Annotated in this window: 25 protein-coding genes; 23 read left to right on the top strand and 2 right to left on the bottom strand. The window is 59.4% G+C overall.

Features of this window, described 5'->3' with window-relative positions; genetic code table 11:
* The first annotated feature begins 43 nt into the window (after positions 1-43).
* From UB23_RS19265 to UB23_RS19215, 11 genes are all read left to right on the top strand, one after another.
* Positions 44-745, top strand: coding sequence for a LexA family transcriptional regulator (locus UB23_RS19265; RefSeq protein ID WP_236695873.1), 702 nt, complete (start codon positions 44-46; stop codon positions 743-745).
* A gap of 44 nt (positions 746-789) precedes the next feature.
* The gene (gene bamE / locus UB23_RS19260; protein WP_045060893.1) at positions 790-1083 is read left to right on the top strand and encodes an outer membrane protein assembly factor BamE domain-containing protein; all 294 of its coding nucleotides are present in this window, start codon (positions 790-792) and stop codon (positions 1081-1083) included.
* Positions 1084-1513: 430 nt separating this feature from the next.
* Positions 1514-1786 (top strand): hypothetical protein, encoded by a 273-nt coding sequence (locus UB23_RS19255; RefSeq protein ID WP_045060892.1) that lies wholly within the window; start codon positions 1514-1516, stop codon positions 1784-1786.
* Between the two features lie 249 nt (positions 1787-2035).
* Positions 2036-2296, top strand: coding sequence for a hypothetical protein (locus UB23_RS19250; protein WP_045060891.1), 261 nt, complete (start codon positions 2036-2038; stop codon positions 2294-2296).
* 22 nt (positions 2297-2318) lie between these two features.
* On the top strand, positions 2319-2732 hold the full coding sequence (locus UB23_RS19245; RefSeq protein WP_045060890.1) for a hypothetical protein: 414 nt from the start codon (positions 2319-2321) through the stop codon (positions 2730-2732).
* Positions 2729-2923 (top strand): hypothetical protein, encoded by a 195-nt coding sequence (locus UB23_RS19240; RefSeq protein WP_045060889.1) that lies wholly within the window; start codon positions 2729-2731, stop codon positions 2921-2923. The genes UB23_RS19245 and UB23_RS19240 overlap by 4 nt, the downstream gene beginning before the upstream one ends.
* The gene (locus UB23_RS19235; protein ID WP_045060888.1) at positions 2920-3114 is read left to right on the top strand and encodes a hypothetical protein; all 195 of its coding nucleotides are present in this window, start codon (positions 2920-2922) and stop codon (positions 3112-3114) included. Before UB23_RS19240 ends, UB23_RS19235 begins: the two co-directional genes overlap by 4 nt.
* A gap of 169 nt (positions 3115-3283) precedes the next feature.
* On the top strand, positions 3284-3997 hold the full coding sequence (locus UB23_RS19230; protein WP_045060887.1) for a hypothetical protein: 714 nt from the start codon (positions 3284-3286) through the stop codon (positions 3995-3997).
* A complete protein-coding gene (locus UB23_RS19225) occupies positions 3994-4557 on the top strand; it encodes a siphovirus Gp157 family protein (protein WP_045060886.1) in 564 nt (187 codons plus the stop codon). The genes UB23_RS19230 and UB23_RS19225 overlap by 4 nt, the downstream gene beginning before the upstream one ends.
* A gap of 7 nt (positions 4558-4564) precedes the next feature.
* Positions 4565-5089, top strand: coding sequence for a hypothetical protein (locus UB23_RS19220; RefSeq protein WP_045060885.1), 525 nt, complete (start codon positions 4565-4567; stop codon positions 5087-5089).
* 72 nt (positions 5090-5161) lie between these two features.
* On the top strand, positions 5162-5500 hold the full coding sequence (locus tag UB23_RS19215; protein WP_045060884.1) for a hypothetical protein: 339 nt from the start codon (positions 5162-5164) through the stop codon (positions 5498-5500).
* A 116-nt stretch (positions 5501-5616) separates the two neighbouring features.
* On the opposite strand, the gene UB23_RS19210 is transcribed toward UB23_RS19215, so the two are convergent.
* A complete protein-coding gene (locus tag UB23_RS19210; protein WP_152644300.1) occupies positions 5617-5898 on the bottom strand; it encodes a hypothetical protein in 282 nt (93 codons plus the stop codon).
* A gap of 293 nt (positions 5899-6191) precedes the next feature.
* Between UB23_RS19210 and UB23_RS19205 the strand changes: the two genes are divergently transcribed.
* Positions 6192-7049 carry a phosphoadenosine phosphosulfate reductase domain-containing protein gene (locus UB23_RS19205; protein ID WP_045060882.1) on the top strand — a complete coding sequence of 286 codons (858 nt, stop codon included), beginning with the start codon at positions 6192-6194 and terminating at the stop codon, positions 7047-7049.
* Here the strand turns inward: UB23_RS19205 and UB23_RS19200 are convergent.
* Positions 7046-7363, bottom strand: coding sequence for a hypothetical protein (locus UB23_RS19200; RefSeq protein ID WP_045060881.1), 318 nt, complete (start codon positions 7361-7363; stop codon positions 7046-7048). The genes UB23_RS19205 and UB23_RS19200 overlap by 4 nt on opposite strands.
* Positions 7364-7451: 88 nt before the next feature.
* Here UB23_RS19200 and UB23_RS19195 point away from each other — a divergent pair, with 88 nt between their 5' ends.
* From UB23_RS19195 to UB23_RS19145, 11 genes are all read left to right on the top strand, one after another.
* Positions 7452-8375: a DNA cytosine methyltransferase gene (locus UB23_RS19195; protein ID WP_045060880.1), complete on the top strand. Its 924-nt coding sequence runs from the start codon at positions 7452-7454 to the stop codon at positions 8373-8375.
* On the top strand, positions 8372-9040 hold the full coding sequence (locus UB23_RS30355; protein ID WP_236695872.1) for a hypothetical protein: 669 nt from the start codon (positions 8372-8374) through the stop codon (positions 9038-9040). The genes UB23_RS19195 and UB23_RS30355 overlap by 4 nt, the downstream gene beginning before the upstream one ends.
* Before the next feature lie 54 nt (positions 9041-9094).
* Complete coding sequence (locus UB23_RS19185; RefSeq protein WP_045060879.1) at positions 9095-9556, top strand: hypothetical protein; 462 nt, start codon at positions 9095-9097, stop codon at positions 9554-9556.
* A gap of 52 nt (positions 9557-9608) precedes the next feature.
* Positions 9609-9962, top strand: coding sequence for a hypothetical protein (locus UB23_RS19180; protein ID WP_045060878.1), 354 nt, complete (start codon positions 9609-9611; stop codon positions 9960-9962).
* A 49-nt stretch (positions 9963-10011) separates the two neighbouring features.
* A complete protein-coding gene (locus UB23_RS19175) occupies positions 10012-10746 on the top strand; it encodes a metallophosphoesterase (protein ID WP_045060877.1) in 735 nt (244 codons plus the stop codon).
* A gap of 37 nt (positions 10747-10783) precedes the next feature.
* Positions 10784-10996: a helix-turn-helix transcriptional regulator gene (locus UB23_RS19170; RefSeq protein ID WP_045060876.1), complete on the top strand. Its 213-nt coding sequence runs from the start codon at positions 10784-10786 to the stop codon at positions 10994-10996.
* Between the two features lie 63 nt (positions 10997-11059).
* The gene (gene queD, locus UB23_RS19165) at positions 11060-11416 is read left to right on the top strand and encodes a 6-carboxytetrahydropterin synthase QueD (RefSeq protein WP_028621713.1); all 357 of its coding nucleotides are present in this window, start codon (positions 11060-11062) and stop codon (positions 11414-11416) included.
* 223 nt (positions 11417-11639) lie between these two features.
* Positions 11640-12464: an alpha/beta fold hydrolase gene (locus tag UB23_RS19160; RefSeq protein WP_045060875.1), complete on the top strand. Its 825-nt coding sequence runs from the start codon at positions 11640-11642 to the stop codon at positions 12462-12464.
* A gap of 71 nt (positions 12465-12535) precedes the next feature.
* On the top strand, positions 12536-13807 hold the full coding sequence (codB, locus tag UB23_RS19155) for a cytosine permease (RefSeq protein ID WP_045060874.1): 1272 nt from the start codon (positions 12536-12538) through the stop codon (positions 13805-13807).
* Between the two features lie 13 nt (positions 13808-13820).
* A complete protein-coding gene (codA, locus tag UB23_RS19150) occupies positions 13821-15065 on the top strand; it encodes a cytosine deaminase (protein ID WP_045060873.1) in 1245 nt (414 codons plus the stop codon).
* Between the two features lie 107 nt (positions 15066-15172).
* Positions 15173-16324 carry an MFS transporter gene (locus UB23_RS19145; RefSeq protein WP_045060872.1) on the top strand — a complete coding sequence of 384 codons (1152 nt, stop codon included), beginning with the start codon at positions 15173-15175 and terminating at the stop codon, positions 16322-16324.
* The last annotated feature ends 401 nt before the right edge of the window (positions 16325-16725 follow it).

Below are 16725 nucleotides of genomic sequence, written 5' to 3'. Positions count from 1 at the left end.
GATATTACGCATAGTAATTTTATCCAGCAAGGAAAATTACGATATGTCACTGGATGCAGAAAATACGCGGCGTAATATTCTCGGGATGACTAAATGGTATGAGCTGGCTAAAGCCAGGATGAAAGAGCGTAAGATCACCCAGGAAAAACTTGCCGAGCACCTCGGCATTACCCAGGGGGCGATCGCTCATTGGTTCAGCGGAAGGCGTGAGCCGGACCTTGAAACCATCAATAAGGTGCTTGCCTATTTGCAGCTGCCCTTATTGGGCGTTGGTTACGAGCCAAGCAGCTATGTGCCGGGCTCACCAAACGAAAAGGATTACGCGCTGATACCTCAATTCAAGGCTCGAGGATCGTGTGGTGACGGCTACCTCAACGATCACGTAGAACTGACTGATGGGCTTGTTTTCAAAAGGGATTGGCTACGACGCATTGGCGCCAAGCCTGAAAATCTGTATGTCATATACGCCGACGGCGACAGCATGGAGCCCTATATATTTCAGGGCGACGTGGTCCTCTTCGACACCTCCGAGACAGAGCCGAGAGACAAGCAGGTCTATGTGATTCGGCGCCCGGATGGCGGCAACAGCATCAAGCGCCTAATCCAGCAGCTCTCGGGCGCCTGGCTTATTCGGAGCGACAGTCCGGACAAGGCAGAGAACCCGGACGAGCCAGTTTCCGATACGTCGATTCACTCGATGCCTATCCTCGGGCGCGTCATATGGCGTGGCGGCGGCGTCGGGTAATATCTGTAATACTGAAACGCGGAAAATCACACCAGGGACGAATAATGAAGAAAGCACTTATCATCGCAGCCGCACTGCTTTTGGCCGCGTGCGCAGGAACCCCTTTCACTTTCGGTCAGGCCAACAAGGTCAAGATCGGCATGACTGAGGATCAGGTCTACGAAATCATGGGAAACCCCTACTCCGTGGTGAGCAAGCCGGATTCTCAGATGTGGGTCTGGAGCCATGCCACGGCGTTTGGCGGGGCCAAGTCGGTTTCATTCGAGTTCAAGGATGGCAAGGTGGCCACCCTCCCTACCATCCCGAAATCCTTCCTGCCTGAGTCTTCTACCGAATAGGCCCTGACCAAGCAGCACCAAGGAAGCCCGCCACTGAGCGGGTTTTTTTGTGCCCGCCGAAAAATATATTACGGTAAGTATTGACCGTGATAATTACATTTCGTAATGTTCACCCATCGCAGCGACACAGTCCCTGCGAAGGGCCTCTGAAGAGCCCGCCGCTCTTTACACAACTTGACGTGACCCAACGACGTACCGGCCAACCCGGTGGTGAGAAAGCTAAACCGTCGTCCATGCAGCCTCTGGACAGCTGCCGTACTCCCTCATGTGAGTACGCGAAACCACGCAAGCCAGCCGGGAAGAACACCGAACACGAAATGTGTGACCCGGCCAGAGATATGAATCCGGCGATGCGCGTGGTGGAGACAACAGATTTCACTGGCTGGCCTTGGCAACAGGGCCAGACGGGAAATCAACCGGAGACAACAGCATGCAAATCAATCAGCAGAAGACGGTGCAGGTCGACGTGACCGAACTGCACCTGCACATCAAGGTGCGCGACCAGTTCACGGCCGGCCTCAAGGATGCGCAGGGCGAAGAAGTGGGTGACTACGAAGGCTACGTTCCGGACTTCTTCCCGGGTACGCACTACGGCGATTACCTGATCCTCAACATCGATCTGGCAACCGGCCAGATCAAAAACTGGAAGAAGCCTGCTGCAGCGGACATTGAAAAGATGCTCGCCCAGGGCGAAGACGACTGATTGAAAGCATCACCTCTGCCCATTCAATGAGTGGGCAGAAGGATGTGGATGATTCTGCACCGCGCAACGCGGCCCCCTGCATCAACGATTAAACGCATCACGGTGAGCCTTATGAAATTTAAGGCTCACTGCTTTCTACATTACCCACCGACACAGCTCGCATGCACTCCCCTCCGCGCCCAACGGCAACCAGCGGAATGGATGAGTGCAGCCGAGTTTTGCTGGATCAACCACAGATTGGAGGTCGGCATGGCCCGCACCTATGAGTATTGGATGGTCAAGGATGGCGAGGACGTCTCCATCAACCTGACCGTTGTGTCGTTCTCTGGCTCGAAAGGAACCTTCAGCTCTCAGGCAGCCGACCCGGATGAGTACTACGGCGGCTGCGAAATCGAGTGGAAAGCAGAGGAAGACACCAGCCACATGACCGAAGGCGAGATCTCCTCGATGGAGGAATGGCTTGTGAATGAGCATTCCGAGTATCTGGCCGACCAAGACTACTTCGACTAACCCCGCCACTCTGGAGGCGACCATGAACGCAGCACTGATTGCTCAGTTGAACTACGAAAGCCGGACGCCGCCTCCAGTGAGCGAGAGCCCTAAGGATGAGGTGCGGGCCGAATGGCTGTACAACGCCGCCGAAGAGTTGCTCAGAGGCTGTGGTGTGTCTTTCCAGCGCCGTATGCGCAAGCCGCAAGGCGTGACCGCTGCACAGTTCGCCCTGGCGGTTGATGAGCACGTCAACAGGCGCCTAGCGGATTGCGAGATTGAAACCTCGGCGCTGGGCTGGTTGCTTATCTCCGCCGAGCGCGGTCAGGCAGACAAGACGTCCACCGCCGAGCTGCTGGGCCGAAGCGACCACCCGCTGGGCAAGCTTGGTGAGATTGCCGAGGAACTGCTCGCACCGATGGCTGACGACGCCATCAAGGCCCAGGCCGGCCAATGAGCCCTCACATCCTGATAGACCAGGACCTCGACGAGCTTTCACATGCTGGATGTCCCGAAGGCTACGAAGTGCTGGTGCTGCGCAACATCACCGCCTTCCTGCAGGCCCAGAAAATCAGCATCGAAGAGTTCCACCACTACTGCAAAAGGCTGAACGACGTTGTTGCGCGTCGGCCAAGGAGATCTGCATGAGCACGCCAATCGTGAAATCGCTGATTGATGATCAGCTCGACGAGATCGAATCGAAGCTGGTTCTGCTGGGCTTCGGGCTGCCATTCAACGAGGTCATCGGCAGGCCACGGGACGCACTGGTCTCCAGCCTCCCTCGGCGCCTGGCGGCAACCATGAAAGGCGGTCGCATCGCGGTAAGGGTTCGGCCTTGACCGGGTACCAGCGCGCCAAGCGCATCTACATCCTTCGCGGATCAGCCCTCGTCCTGATCGGCGCCACATTCGTGATGCTCGCCAGCTCCTACTGCTCTCAGCTCACCCAATAACCCACACCTTCAAACGCTGCGTGCATCGCGGCAAGGATTTCTTCGTGTCCACGAATATGCGGATCTGGGACCAGGTCGACAAGACTGACACCCGCTACACCAAAGACGCCAAGGTCGGCGGCCAGCAGATAACCAGCCTAAACGGCACGGCCATGATCATGAAGGCCACCGAGGTGTTCGGGCCGGCAGGATTTGGCTTCGGCTGGACCGTGATCGAAGAACGCTTCGACAAGGGTGCCGAGATGTTCGTTGGCGAAGGCGATAAGCGCGCGAGCCTGGGGTTCGAACTAAATCACACCGTGAAAATTCTGTTCTGGGCGAAGGTCGACGGCGAGCGAGGCCAATTCGAGCAGTACGGGTGCACGCCTTATTTGTACAAATCGAAGTACGGAACGACCACCGACGGCGAGGCGCCTAAGAAGTCGCTGACGGATGCCATCAAGAAGTCCCTATCGATGCTTGGCTTCAGCGCTGACGTGTTCCTCGGCATGTTCGACGATCGCGACTACGTCCAGCAGCGCCAAGAAGAGCAGGCGATTGAGCAGGCAGTCGACAAGGACGCCGAGATCGCCAAGCAGCAGCAGGACCGCCTCGACTACATCAAGTCAGTCATCGACAACATGCAGGGCGCCCAAACCCCGCACGAACTCAAGAAGATTCACGACGTCGCGGTCCGTCAGCTCACGCTGCGCAAGGATGAGAAAGGCGCGGCGCGAATCTCCCTAGAATGGAAAAAACTCTCTGAGCCGAAACAGGAGTCAGCAGCATGACGCAACTCTACGCACTCACCGGGAAGCTGGCAGAACTGCAGGAAATGGCCGACACCGACGATGAGGGCCTAAAGGAGGCCCTCCAGCACGCTATGGACGAGATCCATGGCGAGTTCGAAGTGAAAGCCGACAACATCGTCATGCTGCGCCGGAACATCGAAAGCGACGTAAGCGCGATCGAGAATGAAATCGAGCGGCTGGCTGAACTCAAGCGCATCAAGACCAACAGCGTTGCGCAAATCAGCGACTACCTGCGCCGCAACATGGAAGCCGCCAATCTGAAGTCGATCAAGCGGCCGCTGTTCACGATCACCCTGGCGCTGGGCAAAGAGAAAGTCATCGTGGACAACGAGGACGCGGTGCCGGACGAGCTGACAGCGGTGAAAACCAGCATCGCGCCGGACAAAACCGCCATTGCCGCAAAGCTCAAAGAGATTCGCGACCATAACGCTGCCGTTCGCAAGCGCATGGAAGCAGGCGAAGACGCCGAAGCCGAACTGCTGGAAGAGCCTGTTTGGGCTCACCTCGAGCGCGGCGACAGCTCAATCAGGATTAAGTGAGGCCCTCATGATCAGTACCGAACTCAGCATGATTGAAATGCTCAACCCGCTCCGTCATGAGCTGGCAATGCTTCAAGACGCCTTCATCCTCAAAGGCGGGACTATTGAGGAGCTTCCCAGTTTCGGAATCATCCACCGCCCGCCGAATTACAACCGAAGCATGACGCCGAATTTCCAGGGCGAGCCAGCAAAGGTCGCTTCCGGCGAGCAAGTGGTGCGCATTCGAGCGCTGGCCAAGACCCTGAATCGCAGCGAGATCTGCGAGAAGGAAGGCATATCGCTCGGCGTGCTGCGCGGGATCGGTAGGCGCTACAACATCGAATTCAAGGTCGGGCCGAAGAAGGCCTTCGCGCCGAACAAGGCAACGGCTGAGTCAGAGGCCTTGCTCGTCATTCGAGTGAAGGATTGCATGGCTAAGGGCATCAACCGGAGCCAGTGCGCTAAGGCCCTGAGCATCAGCACCACGCTGCTCCTCAGGCTGATCAACGACTACAGCATCGACTATCCGAAGATGAAGCCCGCCTTTCGATGAAGCACCGAGTCCAGCAGCGGAAACGACAAGCCTGGATGGCGATCCCGGCCAGCGGAATAGAAGAGGTAAACCATGGCAGCCGCGCAGAAAGAACGATCGGCAAAGACTGCGGCGAGGCGAAAGACTCGCGGCGAGGAAGAAATCAGGCTGCACTGCATGGCCGGAACACGCCAAGCACTCGCTGAGCTGATGGCCTGGAGCGGCATCGAGGAACAGGGCGAGGCGATCACGCTGATGATTCACCGGCTACATGAGTTAGGGCCTCAAAAGTGCCTGCCGATGCTTGATCCGCCGCGACACGTTATTGAGGTATCCCAAAACGTGTCGCTGGCTTTTCACCGGAAGAGCCTGCAGATGATTCAGCAGGATCCAGGGGATGAGGTCATCAACCCGGCGATCAGTCCTTTTTAGTAGGCTTCACGGCCGGCATAGGAACTTTGATCTGCATGGGCGGCAGATTGCGCTCGTTCACTTGCGGGCGCCCGTCTGGCTTTGTGCCTGTAGGACGATTTACTTTATCGGTCATATCAAACTCCGTAGTGGGCTGAGAAATATTCGGCTGCCTGGGTCGATGCGTTAAGCATCCTGCCCTTGCGCACCGGTATTACCATGCTTCCGAATTTATCGGTCATGATTTTTTGTTTCTGTTCCTTTATGTCGTGCCTGGCCTTGTTTACCTGCTTATCCGACAAGGCGCCTTCTGCGACGTCAAACCAACCACGTTCTGCTTTATCAGCAAGCGCGCCCATTGCCAAAGCTGAGGCGCCCAAAGCCTTAATGCGAGCCTTGAACGGCATCAGCAAAGACAAGACAGAGATGACCTGAGACAACGCGATAAGTGAGGCCCATACCTTGGGCTACTCGCTCCATACCGCCCACGCACCTATCGCTCCGCTGGAGACTAAGGCCAAAAATATCCTGAAGCCAAGATCCCACCGTTCGGAGCTCAGTTGATAGAGCACCAGGTAATTCTGGTGAGCCCTGATTCCAACCATTTCATTCCAATACTGCTCCTGATACATCGCTGATTTCCCTGGTCGGCTTATGCCGGTCACACAAATACCCCTTTTCACCGAATCACGCCAGCCGGCGAGGATCCTCTATGTCTCCCTACCAATTGTCCGGGACGACGGTCGTCAGCTTCTCCGGCGGTCGCACCAGCGCCTACATGCTGCGCCAGGTGCTGGACACCAACGATGACCTGAGCGATCTGGTCGTCACCTTCGCCAACACAGGAAAAGAACATCCAGCCACCCTGGAGTTTGTCCGGGAGTGCGCTGAGCGCTGGGCGGTGCCGATCATCTGGCTTGAGTTTCGGGACAACGAAACAGGATTTGAGGTCGTGGACTTCGCCAGCGCCAGCCGCCATGGAGAACCGTTCGAGGCGCTGATCCGCAAGCGGAAATACTTGCCCAACCCGGTGACCAGGTTCTGCACCATAGACCTGAAGATTCGGATCATTCACAAGTATCTCCGCAGCCTGGGTCTGTCGACCGAAGAAACGCCGGTGGATATGATGACCGGCATCCGCGCCGATGAGCCGCGCAGGGTGGTGAAGATACGACACCGGAAGAGCACCAGCGAAAGCAAGTGGGCCACGATGGTGATGCCGCTGGCAGATGCAGGTGTTGGCGTGCAGGACGTGACGGCCTTCTGGGGCGACCAACCATTCGACCTGATGCTTCCAACCATCAACGGGCGAACGCTGGAAGGCAACTGCGACCTTTGCTTCTTGAAGGGAGCCAAGCAGGTCTACTCAATTATCGCCAGCGACCGGCCTAAGGCTGAGTGGTGGGCACGCATGGAAAGCTCAGTAGTGTCCGGCGGCAAGTTCACCGGTGACGGTGCTAGGTTCCGCAGTGACCGGCCAAGCTACCAGCAGATGCTCGACTACTCCGACACCCAATTCGACATGTTCGCCGACCACGACGAAGCCATCGACTGCTTCTGTGGTGACTAACCCCATAAACCTTTCTGCTTCACCTGGTCTTCACCGCTGAGATTCCACAAATCATCTCGCTCCCCAAGCGCAGGGTTAATACGGATATCGGTGTGACAAAGGTAGTAAACGCGGTCTGGCATAAGACTGACGGCTTTAGAAATCGCCCTGGTCGATCGATGCTCATACTTTCCGGCCTTTTTGGATTCTGCATCTAGCCACTCAAAGATCTTGTTACGGTCCCGGCGGTCGACGAATTTCGACTTCAGCGATTCGTACACCAACACCAGCCCCCCACCCGCGACTCCTGCAATAACTTCACTCCATTCGGACATCACTACCTCCTACATTGGCTGATCGCTGAACTGTAGCTGATCTCTCACCACACTCCACCACCCGGGCATGGCCCGGCAAGGTCTACCCATGCCTACAGCAATCGATTTGTTCGCCGGTCTCGGCGGATGGTCAACCGGTGCCCGCAATGCCGGCATCGACGTTCTCTGGGCCGCAAACCACTGGCCTGTTGCGGTTGAGTGGCACAGCGCCAACCACCCGGAAGCGATTCACATCTGCCAGGACCTGCACCAAGCGGATTGGTCGAAGGTTCCGGCACACGACATTATGCTGGCCTCGCCATGCTGCCAGGGGCATTCGAAAGCCCGCGGCAAAGCGTCGGGCAACGCGCAGCACGATGCATCCCGGTCCACAGCCTGGGCCGTTGTGTCTGCGGCGGAATTCCACCGGCCGGAAGTGGTGCTGGTCGAGAATGTTGAAGAGTTCACGGCCTGGGCTTTGTACCCGGCCTGGTCACAGGCAATGGCGGCGCTCGGCTACATGATCGCGCCGCACGTCGTCGACTGCGCTGACCTCGGCGTGCCTCAGCACCGGGTGCGCCTGTTCCTGGTCTGCACTCGAAGCAAGGCCCCGCTGAACCTTCAACTGCACCAGCGCCGGCATGTTCCGGCCTCATCCTTCATCGACTTCGACGCCGGCAAGTGGAGCAAGGTTGTTAAGCCTGGGCGCGCCCAGTCGACCCTGCTTCGCGTGAAGAATGGCCGGGAGCGTTTCGGCGATCGCTTCATCATGCCCTATTACGGATCGGGCTCCGGCCTGACCGGGCGATGCCTGGAGCGGCCGATCGGGACCATCACCACCCTTGACCGCTGGGCCCTGGTGCGCGGCGATGAGATGCGGATGCTCTCGGCGAATGAAGCGCTTGCCGCCATGTCGTTTCCGGCGGACACCAAGCGCCCAGACAACCATCGGCAAACCATGCACATGGCTGGCAACGCGGTACCGCCGCTGGCGGGCCAGAGAATTATCGAAGCAATGATGGAGGCGGCATGATGAGCGAAGCGCATTGCAACACCCTGCCACAGCGCAAGAACCTGGGCCTAGTGACGCATGACAACACCGGCGGCCCGTTCGTCGTCGAGTGCCAAGGTTGCGGCGAGGTCTACCCCAGCTTCCATTGCCTTGGCGGTGGACAGATAGCCGACACCGGTGACTACGAGGACGCCCGCTGCCCCCACTGCGATCAAGTAGATCCGGAGGAATGCGATAACGCTAACTTGGCCTGGAACACTCAGCAGTTGAAGATCAACGAACTGCAGAAACGACTGAACGCAGCGGATCAGCGGATTGATCAGCTGACCGCTATCGCGCAGAACGGCGCCGAGAGCGAACCGCCGACCTACAAGCCAGGCCTCTACGCCGTGCGCCACATCGACAACTGGGATGGCGAGCGCGATGTAGCGCTGACTTTCGCCATGCTGGACGCCGACGGCAAATGGACTGACAAAGAATCTGGTGACGCTCTGCTGGCTTATCGCGGTGACAAAGTCCTGAGGGCCTGGCCGCTGGATTGTTCCGACGCACCGGACACGAAAATTATCGGCGTTCCGCGCAACTGGCTGGAAGACTGGGCGCTTGAACTTGTCGAGGCCGCGCAGGACGGCGGACAGATGTCGAATCAAGTCGAGCACCTTCTCGAAGTTCATACGAAGCCGTAACTCCCTCCCACTTCAAAGTCAGCCGCTATAGCGGTAAAGGACAGGTATTGCCTGATGAAAGTAACCGATGCAGAAATCCTGCAAGCCGTCTGGCTCGCTCAGGTGAGGCGAACAGCCCGTGGCGTGATCACCAACTACGTCGGCGGCAGCAAGGGGCTCACAGGCGAGCGCGACCAAGATCGTCACTTCGCCCAGTACCAGAGCATGATCAGTCGCGGAGGTCTCGGCATCCAGCTTAGCAAGGGCCAGTTGGCGCGACGCCTCAAAGCCTTGATCGACGGCGACACCTTGCACTGGTGCGGCCGCCCCGGGAACGCCTACGAGTTCCGAACCGAAACGGCCATGGCTGTTTTCCGCTATGCACGGAACTGGTGGGCAGACCGTGGGGTGCCGAGCGGCTTCGATGAAGTCAACAAACGCATGAGGACCATTCGCCTGAGCGACTACGACAAACTGGCTGTTCAGCTTGAGCAGGAGTTGCTGGAACGCTTCGGCAATCGCGAGGTTGCGCCATGATCATCCCCGCCCTCGCCTACATGGCCTGGCTCATCTACTCGGGGCCACGGTGATGAAGGCTCGCATAGAGAAGAAGCTCAGCAAGCGCCTGGTTCGCCTGCACCCATCGCTGTATCGCCGCGCATGGATCGATGACGACCATTCCGAGCTGGCCTATGAGCAGAATTCCTCCGTCCGCCACTGCCCGAGCGTGGGCGGCGGCACCGACTACTGGGGCGAAGGCCAAGACGCATACACCGTATGGGCTGATTGGAAAAGCTGCTGGCCCTGGCATGGACCCTTCGAAGCATTCCCCGAAGGCCATGAGTTCGAGTGCTATCCGGATACCGGACGATTCAGGCCGACCACTCGCAACCTCCTGAAATTGGCCGCCGACTGCGAGCTGATATCTAAAGCATCAGCCTAACCCTCCTCCACCTACCAGCCTGCCGGTGAACGGCGGGCGAGGCCTACCCATGCTCGAAACTATCGAGGTGTCGCGCGTGAAGCGCTTCGCCGCAAACACGGCTGGCCGGGATTTCGCGGTCGGCGACATTCACGGCCACTTCACCCGGCTTCAGGCGGCGCTGGATGCTGCAGGTTTTGATCCTGCCGCTGACAGACTGTTCAGCGTCGGCGACTTGGTCGACCGCGGGCCTGAGTGCGAGGACGTCATCAAGTGGCTGAACAAGCCATGGTTTCACCCGGTGCGCGGCAACCATGACGACTACGTCTGCCGGTTCGATACCTGCGACATCGGCAACTGGATGTACAACGGCGGGACGTGGTTCGTCGGTCTGCCACTGACCGAGCAACAGAACTACCAGGTGATGTTCCAGGACTTGCCGATTGCGATCGAGGTTGAGACGGCCAAGGGCCTGATCGGCATCGTCCACGCAGATTGTCCCTTCCAGTCTTGGGGCCAGTTGCGCGCTGAACTTGAATCACCCGAGAGCGGCAAGCGGCTGAAGCAGGTGCAGAACAGCTGCATGTGGTCGCGCAGCCGAATTCAGGACGGCGACACATGCGGCGTCGAAGGCCTGCGCGCCCTTGTGGTCGGCCATACGCCGCTGCGCCAGCCTGCTGTGCTCGGAAACGTCCACCACATAGACACAGCTGGATGGATGGACGGCCATTTCACCCTGCTGAATCTCGCCACGCTCGAGTGCATCCCGCCAATCAACCCCGAACTCAGTCACGACTGGGATTAACCACCTTCTGCCGCCACGCGCGGCCCGGAGCATCATCATGGCAGTAGCAGAACAAATTGATCGCTTCCTGCGCCTCGACGAGGTGCTTCACACCACCGGCCTGGGCCGTAACACGGTTTATCGTCGCATCAGGGAGGGCACCTTCCCAAAACAGGTTAGAATAGGACCCAACTCGGTCGCTTGGCGCCAGTCGGCAATCTCGCAATGGATGACCGCTGTGACCCCCAGCAACGACCAATCAGTACATTGATCAGTACACCAGCGACTGACCATCCAACAAAACCCCCGTATATCAAGCCCTACAGGTCATACCGTGGAAATCTTCAAAGAGTTTACGTTCGAATCCGCCCACCGCCTGCCCCATGTCCCGGACGGCCACAAATGCGGCCGCCTGCACGGTCACTCGTTCAAGGTGGCGATTCACCTCAGTGGCGACCTTGATCCGCATACCGGCTGGATTCGCGATTTCTCCGAGATCAAGGCGATCTTCAAGCCGCTGTATGAGCGACTGGATCACAACTACCTCAATGACATTCCTGGCCTGGAGAATCCGACCAGTGAAGTGCTGGCCAAGTGGATCTGGGGTGAGTTGAAGCCATTGCTGCCGGAACTCAGCGCGATCCGCATCCATGAAACCTGTACCAGTGGCTGCATCTATCGCGGCGAATAACCCCGACCAACACATCCCTGCTGTAGGAGCGAGCTTGCTCGCGAAAAACCTGAGAGCGCCGCTGGGTGCCAGGCTTCCAGCGTTATCGTTGAAGACCATCGCGAGCAAGCTCGCTCCTACAGATTGACGACATGCGTTTCGTCAGTGAAACACCCGAACAGCCCCCTGGGCTGTTTTTTTATGCCTATGCTTTTGGCCTCTTTCCCACCAGGAGGACATGGGCATGACTGACTGGCCGCTGCCCCAAACCTATCGCTTCAACGGACACGCCATCCGCTTCGCCGTACGCGGCGACGGCCCGCCGCTGGTGTTCGTGCATGGCACGCCCTTCTCGTCCCATGTCTGGCACCGCATCGCGCCGCATTTCATTGCCTCCCACCGTGTGCACTACTTCGACCTTATGGGCTACGGGCAGTCGGAGAAGATCGACGGCGATGTGTCACTGGGCATTCAGAACGAGCTGCTGGCGCGACTGCTGGAACATTGGGGGCTGGACCGCCCGGATGTGGTTGCCCATGACTTCGGCGGCGCCACCGCGTTGCGCGCGCACTTGCTCAACGGCAAGGATTACCGCAGCTTGACGCTGATCGACCCGGTGGCGCTCACGCCCTGGGGCTCACCTTTCGTGCAGCACGTGCGCCAGCATGAAGCAGCGTTCAGTGGCTTGCCCGATTACATCCAGCGCGCCATCGTGCCGGCTTATATCCGTGGAGCGATCAAGCGTGATATCCCCGATGAGGAACTCGCGCCCTATGTAAAGCCGTGGCTGGGCGATCCGGGGCAGGCAGCGTTCTATCGACAAATAGCGCAGATGGACGAGCGTTATACCCAAGAAGTCGAAAACCAGTACCCGAACGTTCGGTGTCCCGTGCAGATCCTGTGGGGCGAGGACGATCAGTGGATCCCCATCGACCGCGGGCGTGCGCTGCACCAGATGATTCCAGGGTCGCAGTTTCATCCGATCGCCGATGCCGGGCACCTGATGCAGGAAGATGCCCCGGAGGCCATCGTCGCGGCGCTATTACGTTTCCTGCCATTACTCCCCTGAGCCCAGACCCGCGACATTGGCACGACCACTGCAACCCTCCTCGCGTCCTCCCTCCAGCAAAGGAACGCCTCATGACGCAAAACGCCCCCGGCAACGACTATCCCCTCAGCGAAGTCCCCCTGCACGCGCGCAAAGGCCTGGCCTCCACCGCCATGGTGTTACTGGGCTTCACCTTTTTCACCGCTACCATGTTCGCCGGCGGCAAGCTTGGCGTGGCGTTCAGTTTCGGCGAGATGATGGCGGTGATTCTTGTCGGTAACCTGCTGTTGGGGCTATACGCCGCAGCCCTGGGATACATCGCCTTCAAGAGCGGTCTCAATTCGGTGCTGATGGGGCGTTTCTGTTTTGGCGAAGTGGGCAGCAAGCTCAGCGACCTGATCCTGGGATTTACCCAGATCGGCTGGTACGCCTGGGGCACCGCGACCGCCGCCGTGGTGCTGGGCAAATACTTCGGTCTGGGCGACGGCCCCGTGCTGGGCTTGATGGTGCTGTTCGGCCTGGCCTTCTGCGCCACCGCGTATGTGGGTTATCGCGGCCTGGAAATTCTTTCCTACATCGCCGTGCCCGCCATGATGCTGCTTCTGATGCTGTCGATGTGGGTGGCCACGGTGGAAGTTGGCGGCATCGACGGCCTGCTGGCCGTCGTGCCCACGGGCACGCTGGATTGGTCGACCGCCATCACGCTGGTGTTCGGCACCTTCGTCAGCGGCGCTACCCAGGCGACCAACTGGACACGCTTCTCGCGCTCGGCGCGAGTGGCGGTGCTGGCGAGCCTGATCGGTTTTTTCATCGGCAATGGTCTAATGGTGTTGATCGGCGCCTACGGGGCCATCGTCTACCAGCAACCGGACGTGGTCGAAGTGCTGTTGCTGCAAGGTTTTGCCATGGCCGCAATGGCGATGCTGCTGCTCAACATCTGGAGCACCCAGGACAACACCATCTACAACTTCGCGGTTGCCGGCTGCAACCTGCTGCGCACCGGTCGACGCAAGAGCGTGACCCTGGCCGGCGCAGTGATCGGTACGGCGCTGGCCCTGCTGGGCATGTACGACATGCTGGTGCCCTACCTCATCCTGCTCGGCACGGTGATTCCGCCGATAGGCGGGGTGATCATGGCGGACTTCTTCTTCCGCTATCGCGGTCAATATCCACGACTGGCCGAAGCGCGCCTGCCGGCGTTCAACTGGCCCGGGCTGGGCGCTTATGCGGTCGGCACCGTGGCCGCTTTCAGTTCGCCGTGGGTCGCGCCTCTGGTAGGGATTGCCGCTGCCGCGCTAACGTATGTGCTAATGACCAGTGTACTTGGCGCCCGAGTCGCCAACGCACCACTACAAGATCTCTAGAAGGATTCGCCTGATGCATATCATCAACGCCCGCCTGCGCAACCAAGAAGGCCTGCATGAGCTGCACCTGGAAAACGGCCTGATCAGCAATATCGCCCGGCAGACCGAAGCCCCGACCCTGGGCCCCGAAGACCTAGACGCTGGCGGCAACCTGGTGATCCCGCCCTTTGTCGAACCGCACATTCACCTCGACGCCACCCTCACCGCCGGCGAACCGCGCTGGAACATGAGTGGCACGCTGTTCGAAGGCATCGAGTGCTGGAGCGAGCGCAAGGTCACCATTACCGAAGAAGATACCAAGACCCGCACCCGCAAAACCCTGCAGGCCCTCGCAGCCCATGGCATCCAGCATGTGCGCACCCACGTCGATGTCACCGATCCGCAGCTCACTGCGCTGAAGGCGATGCTCGAAGTGCGCGAGGAAAGCCGGCACCTGGTGGACATGCAAATCGTCGCGTTCCCCCAGGAAGGCATCGAGTCCTATCGCAACGGTCGCGAGTTGATGGAAGAAGCCATTCGCATGGGCGCCGACGTGGTGGGCGGCATTCCGCATTTCGAGTACACCCGGGACCAGGGTGTAAGCTCGGTGAAGTACCTGATGGACCTGGCCGAGCGCACCGGCTGCCTGGTGGATGTGCACTGCGACGAAACCGACGACCCGCATTCGCGCTTCCTTGAAGTGCTGGCCGAAGAGGCCCGTAGCCGCGACATGGGGTCGCGCGTCACGGCCAGTCACACCACGGCCATGGGCTCCTACGACAATGCCTACTGCGCCAAGCTGTTCCGCCTGCTGGGCCATTCGGGGATCAGTTTTGTTTCCTGCCCGACCGAAAGCATTCACCTGCAAGGCCGCTACGACAACTTCCCGAAACGTCGCGGGGTGACACGGGTCAACGAACTGCTCGAAGCGGGCATGAACGTGTGCTTCGGCCAGGACTCGATCGTCGACCCCTGGTATCCGCTGGGTAATGGCAACATCCTGCGGGTACTGGAGGCCGGGCTGCACATCTGTCACATGCTCGGCTACCGCAACCTGCAAAGCGCCCTGGACCTGGTGACCGACAACAGTGCTAAAGCGATGGCCCTGGGTGACCGCTACGGCCTGGAACGCGGGAGGCCGGCGAACCTGCTGATCCTGTCGTCAGACAGCGACTACGAGGTGATTCGCAGCCAGGGTTTGCCTTTGTATTCGGTGCGCAATGGCAAGGTGCTGATGAAGCGGACGATGCCGCAGGTTGAGTTGTTTGGTCCGCGTTGAGTGATGGGTTGACTGCAACGCCTGCGCCACGATGTGCCCCTGCCTGACCGAACCTCACAGGACAGTCGCTGTCCCTTGGGGACGCGACGTTTTAACCAAGGATTGCAATGAGTAACCTCAACACCCCCACCACCTTCATCCCCGGACGCCTGGAGCAGATGTCCACGCGGGTCGCTTTTTTCATCGCCGGTTTTGGCATCGCCGCCTGGGCGCCCCTGGTGCCCTATGCCAAGGCCAGGGCCGGGCTGGATGAGGGCACGCTGGGGCTGCTGCTGTTGTGCCTGGGGGTGGGCTCGATCCTGGCGATGCCAATGGCCGGGATCCTGGCCACGCGCTTCGGCTGTCGGCGAGTGGCGGTCGGCGGCACGCTGCTGATTTGTGCGGCGCTGCCATTGCTGGCAACGGTGACGTCGATACCGGCGCTGATCGCCGCCCTGTTCATGTTTGGCGCAGGCCTGGGCACGGTGGATTCGACGGTCAACCTGCAAGCGGTGATCGTCGAACGCGCCAGCGGCAAGACCATGATGTCGGGGTTCCATGGGTTGTTCAGTCTGGGCGGGATCGTCGGCGCAGCAGGGGTCAGTGCCCTGCTCGGCTTTGGCCTTACGCCGCTGACGGCGATGCTGGTGGTGGTGGTGATGCTGCTGGTCGCGCTGTGCAAGGCTGCCCCTCACATGCTGCCTTACGGCAGCGAAAGCTCCGGTCCGGCGTTCGCCATTCCTCATGGCATCGTGCTGTTCATTGGCGGGATGTGCTTCATCGTGTTCCTCGCCGAGGGCGCGGCGCTGGACTGGAGCGCGGTGTTCCTGGCGCAGGAGCGCGGCATCGACACGGCCTATGCCGGGTTGGGTTACGCGGCGTTTGCCTTGACCATGACCGTGGGCCGCTTGACCGGTGACCGAATTGTCCGGCATCTGGGCGCCACCCGGGTGATTGTGTTTGGCGGGCTGACGGCGGCAGCGGGGTTGTTCCTGGCGACCTTTGCACCCAACTGGGAGTTTGCCCTGGTGGGGTATGCGCTGCTGGGCGCGGGTTGTTCGAACATTGTGCCGGTGCTTTACACCGCGGTCGGTAAGCAGACAGTGATGCCCGAGAGCGTCGCGGTGCCGGCTATCACTACCCTGGGTTACGCAGGGATCCTTGCGGGGCCGGCGGTGATCGGGTTTATCGCCCATGGCAGCAGTTTGAGCTTTGCGTTTGGGTTGATGGCGGTGTTGCTGGTGGCGGTGGCTATTGGCGGGAAGGTGTTGAAGGTTTGACTGCTGTTTTCAGGTTTGGGCCCATATCCGTTTCTGCGGTCTCGGCGCTCATGGCTCCGCGCCTACGGCATCTGATGTTTCCTGTAGGAGCTGTCGTAGGAGCTGTCGTAGGAGCTGTCGAGTGAAACGAGGCTGCGATCCTTTGATCTTGCTCTGCGTACATATCCATTGAAGCGGTCAGGGCGGCTTATGGTTCCGCCCTTACGGCGGGTTACACCGTTTCTTCTGTAGGAGCTGTCGAGTGAAACGAGGCTGCGATCTTTTGATCTTGCTCTGCGTACATATCCGTTGCTGCGGTAACGGCGGGTTATGGTTCCGCTCTTACAGCGGGTTACTTGGAAAAGCGCCAAGTAACCAAGCGCTTTCTGCCCCACCACTCGGCACCTCGCCTAGGCTCGGTG

The sequence above is a fragment of the Pseudomonas sp. ES3-33 genome (assembly GCF_000952175.1).
Taxonomy (GTDB): Bacteria; Pseudomonadota; Gammaproteobacteria; order Pseudomonadales; family Pseudomonadaceae; genus Aquipseudomonas; species Aquipseudomonas gregormendelii.
This window is presented reverse-complemented; position numbering and strand designations above follow the sequence as displayed.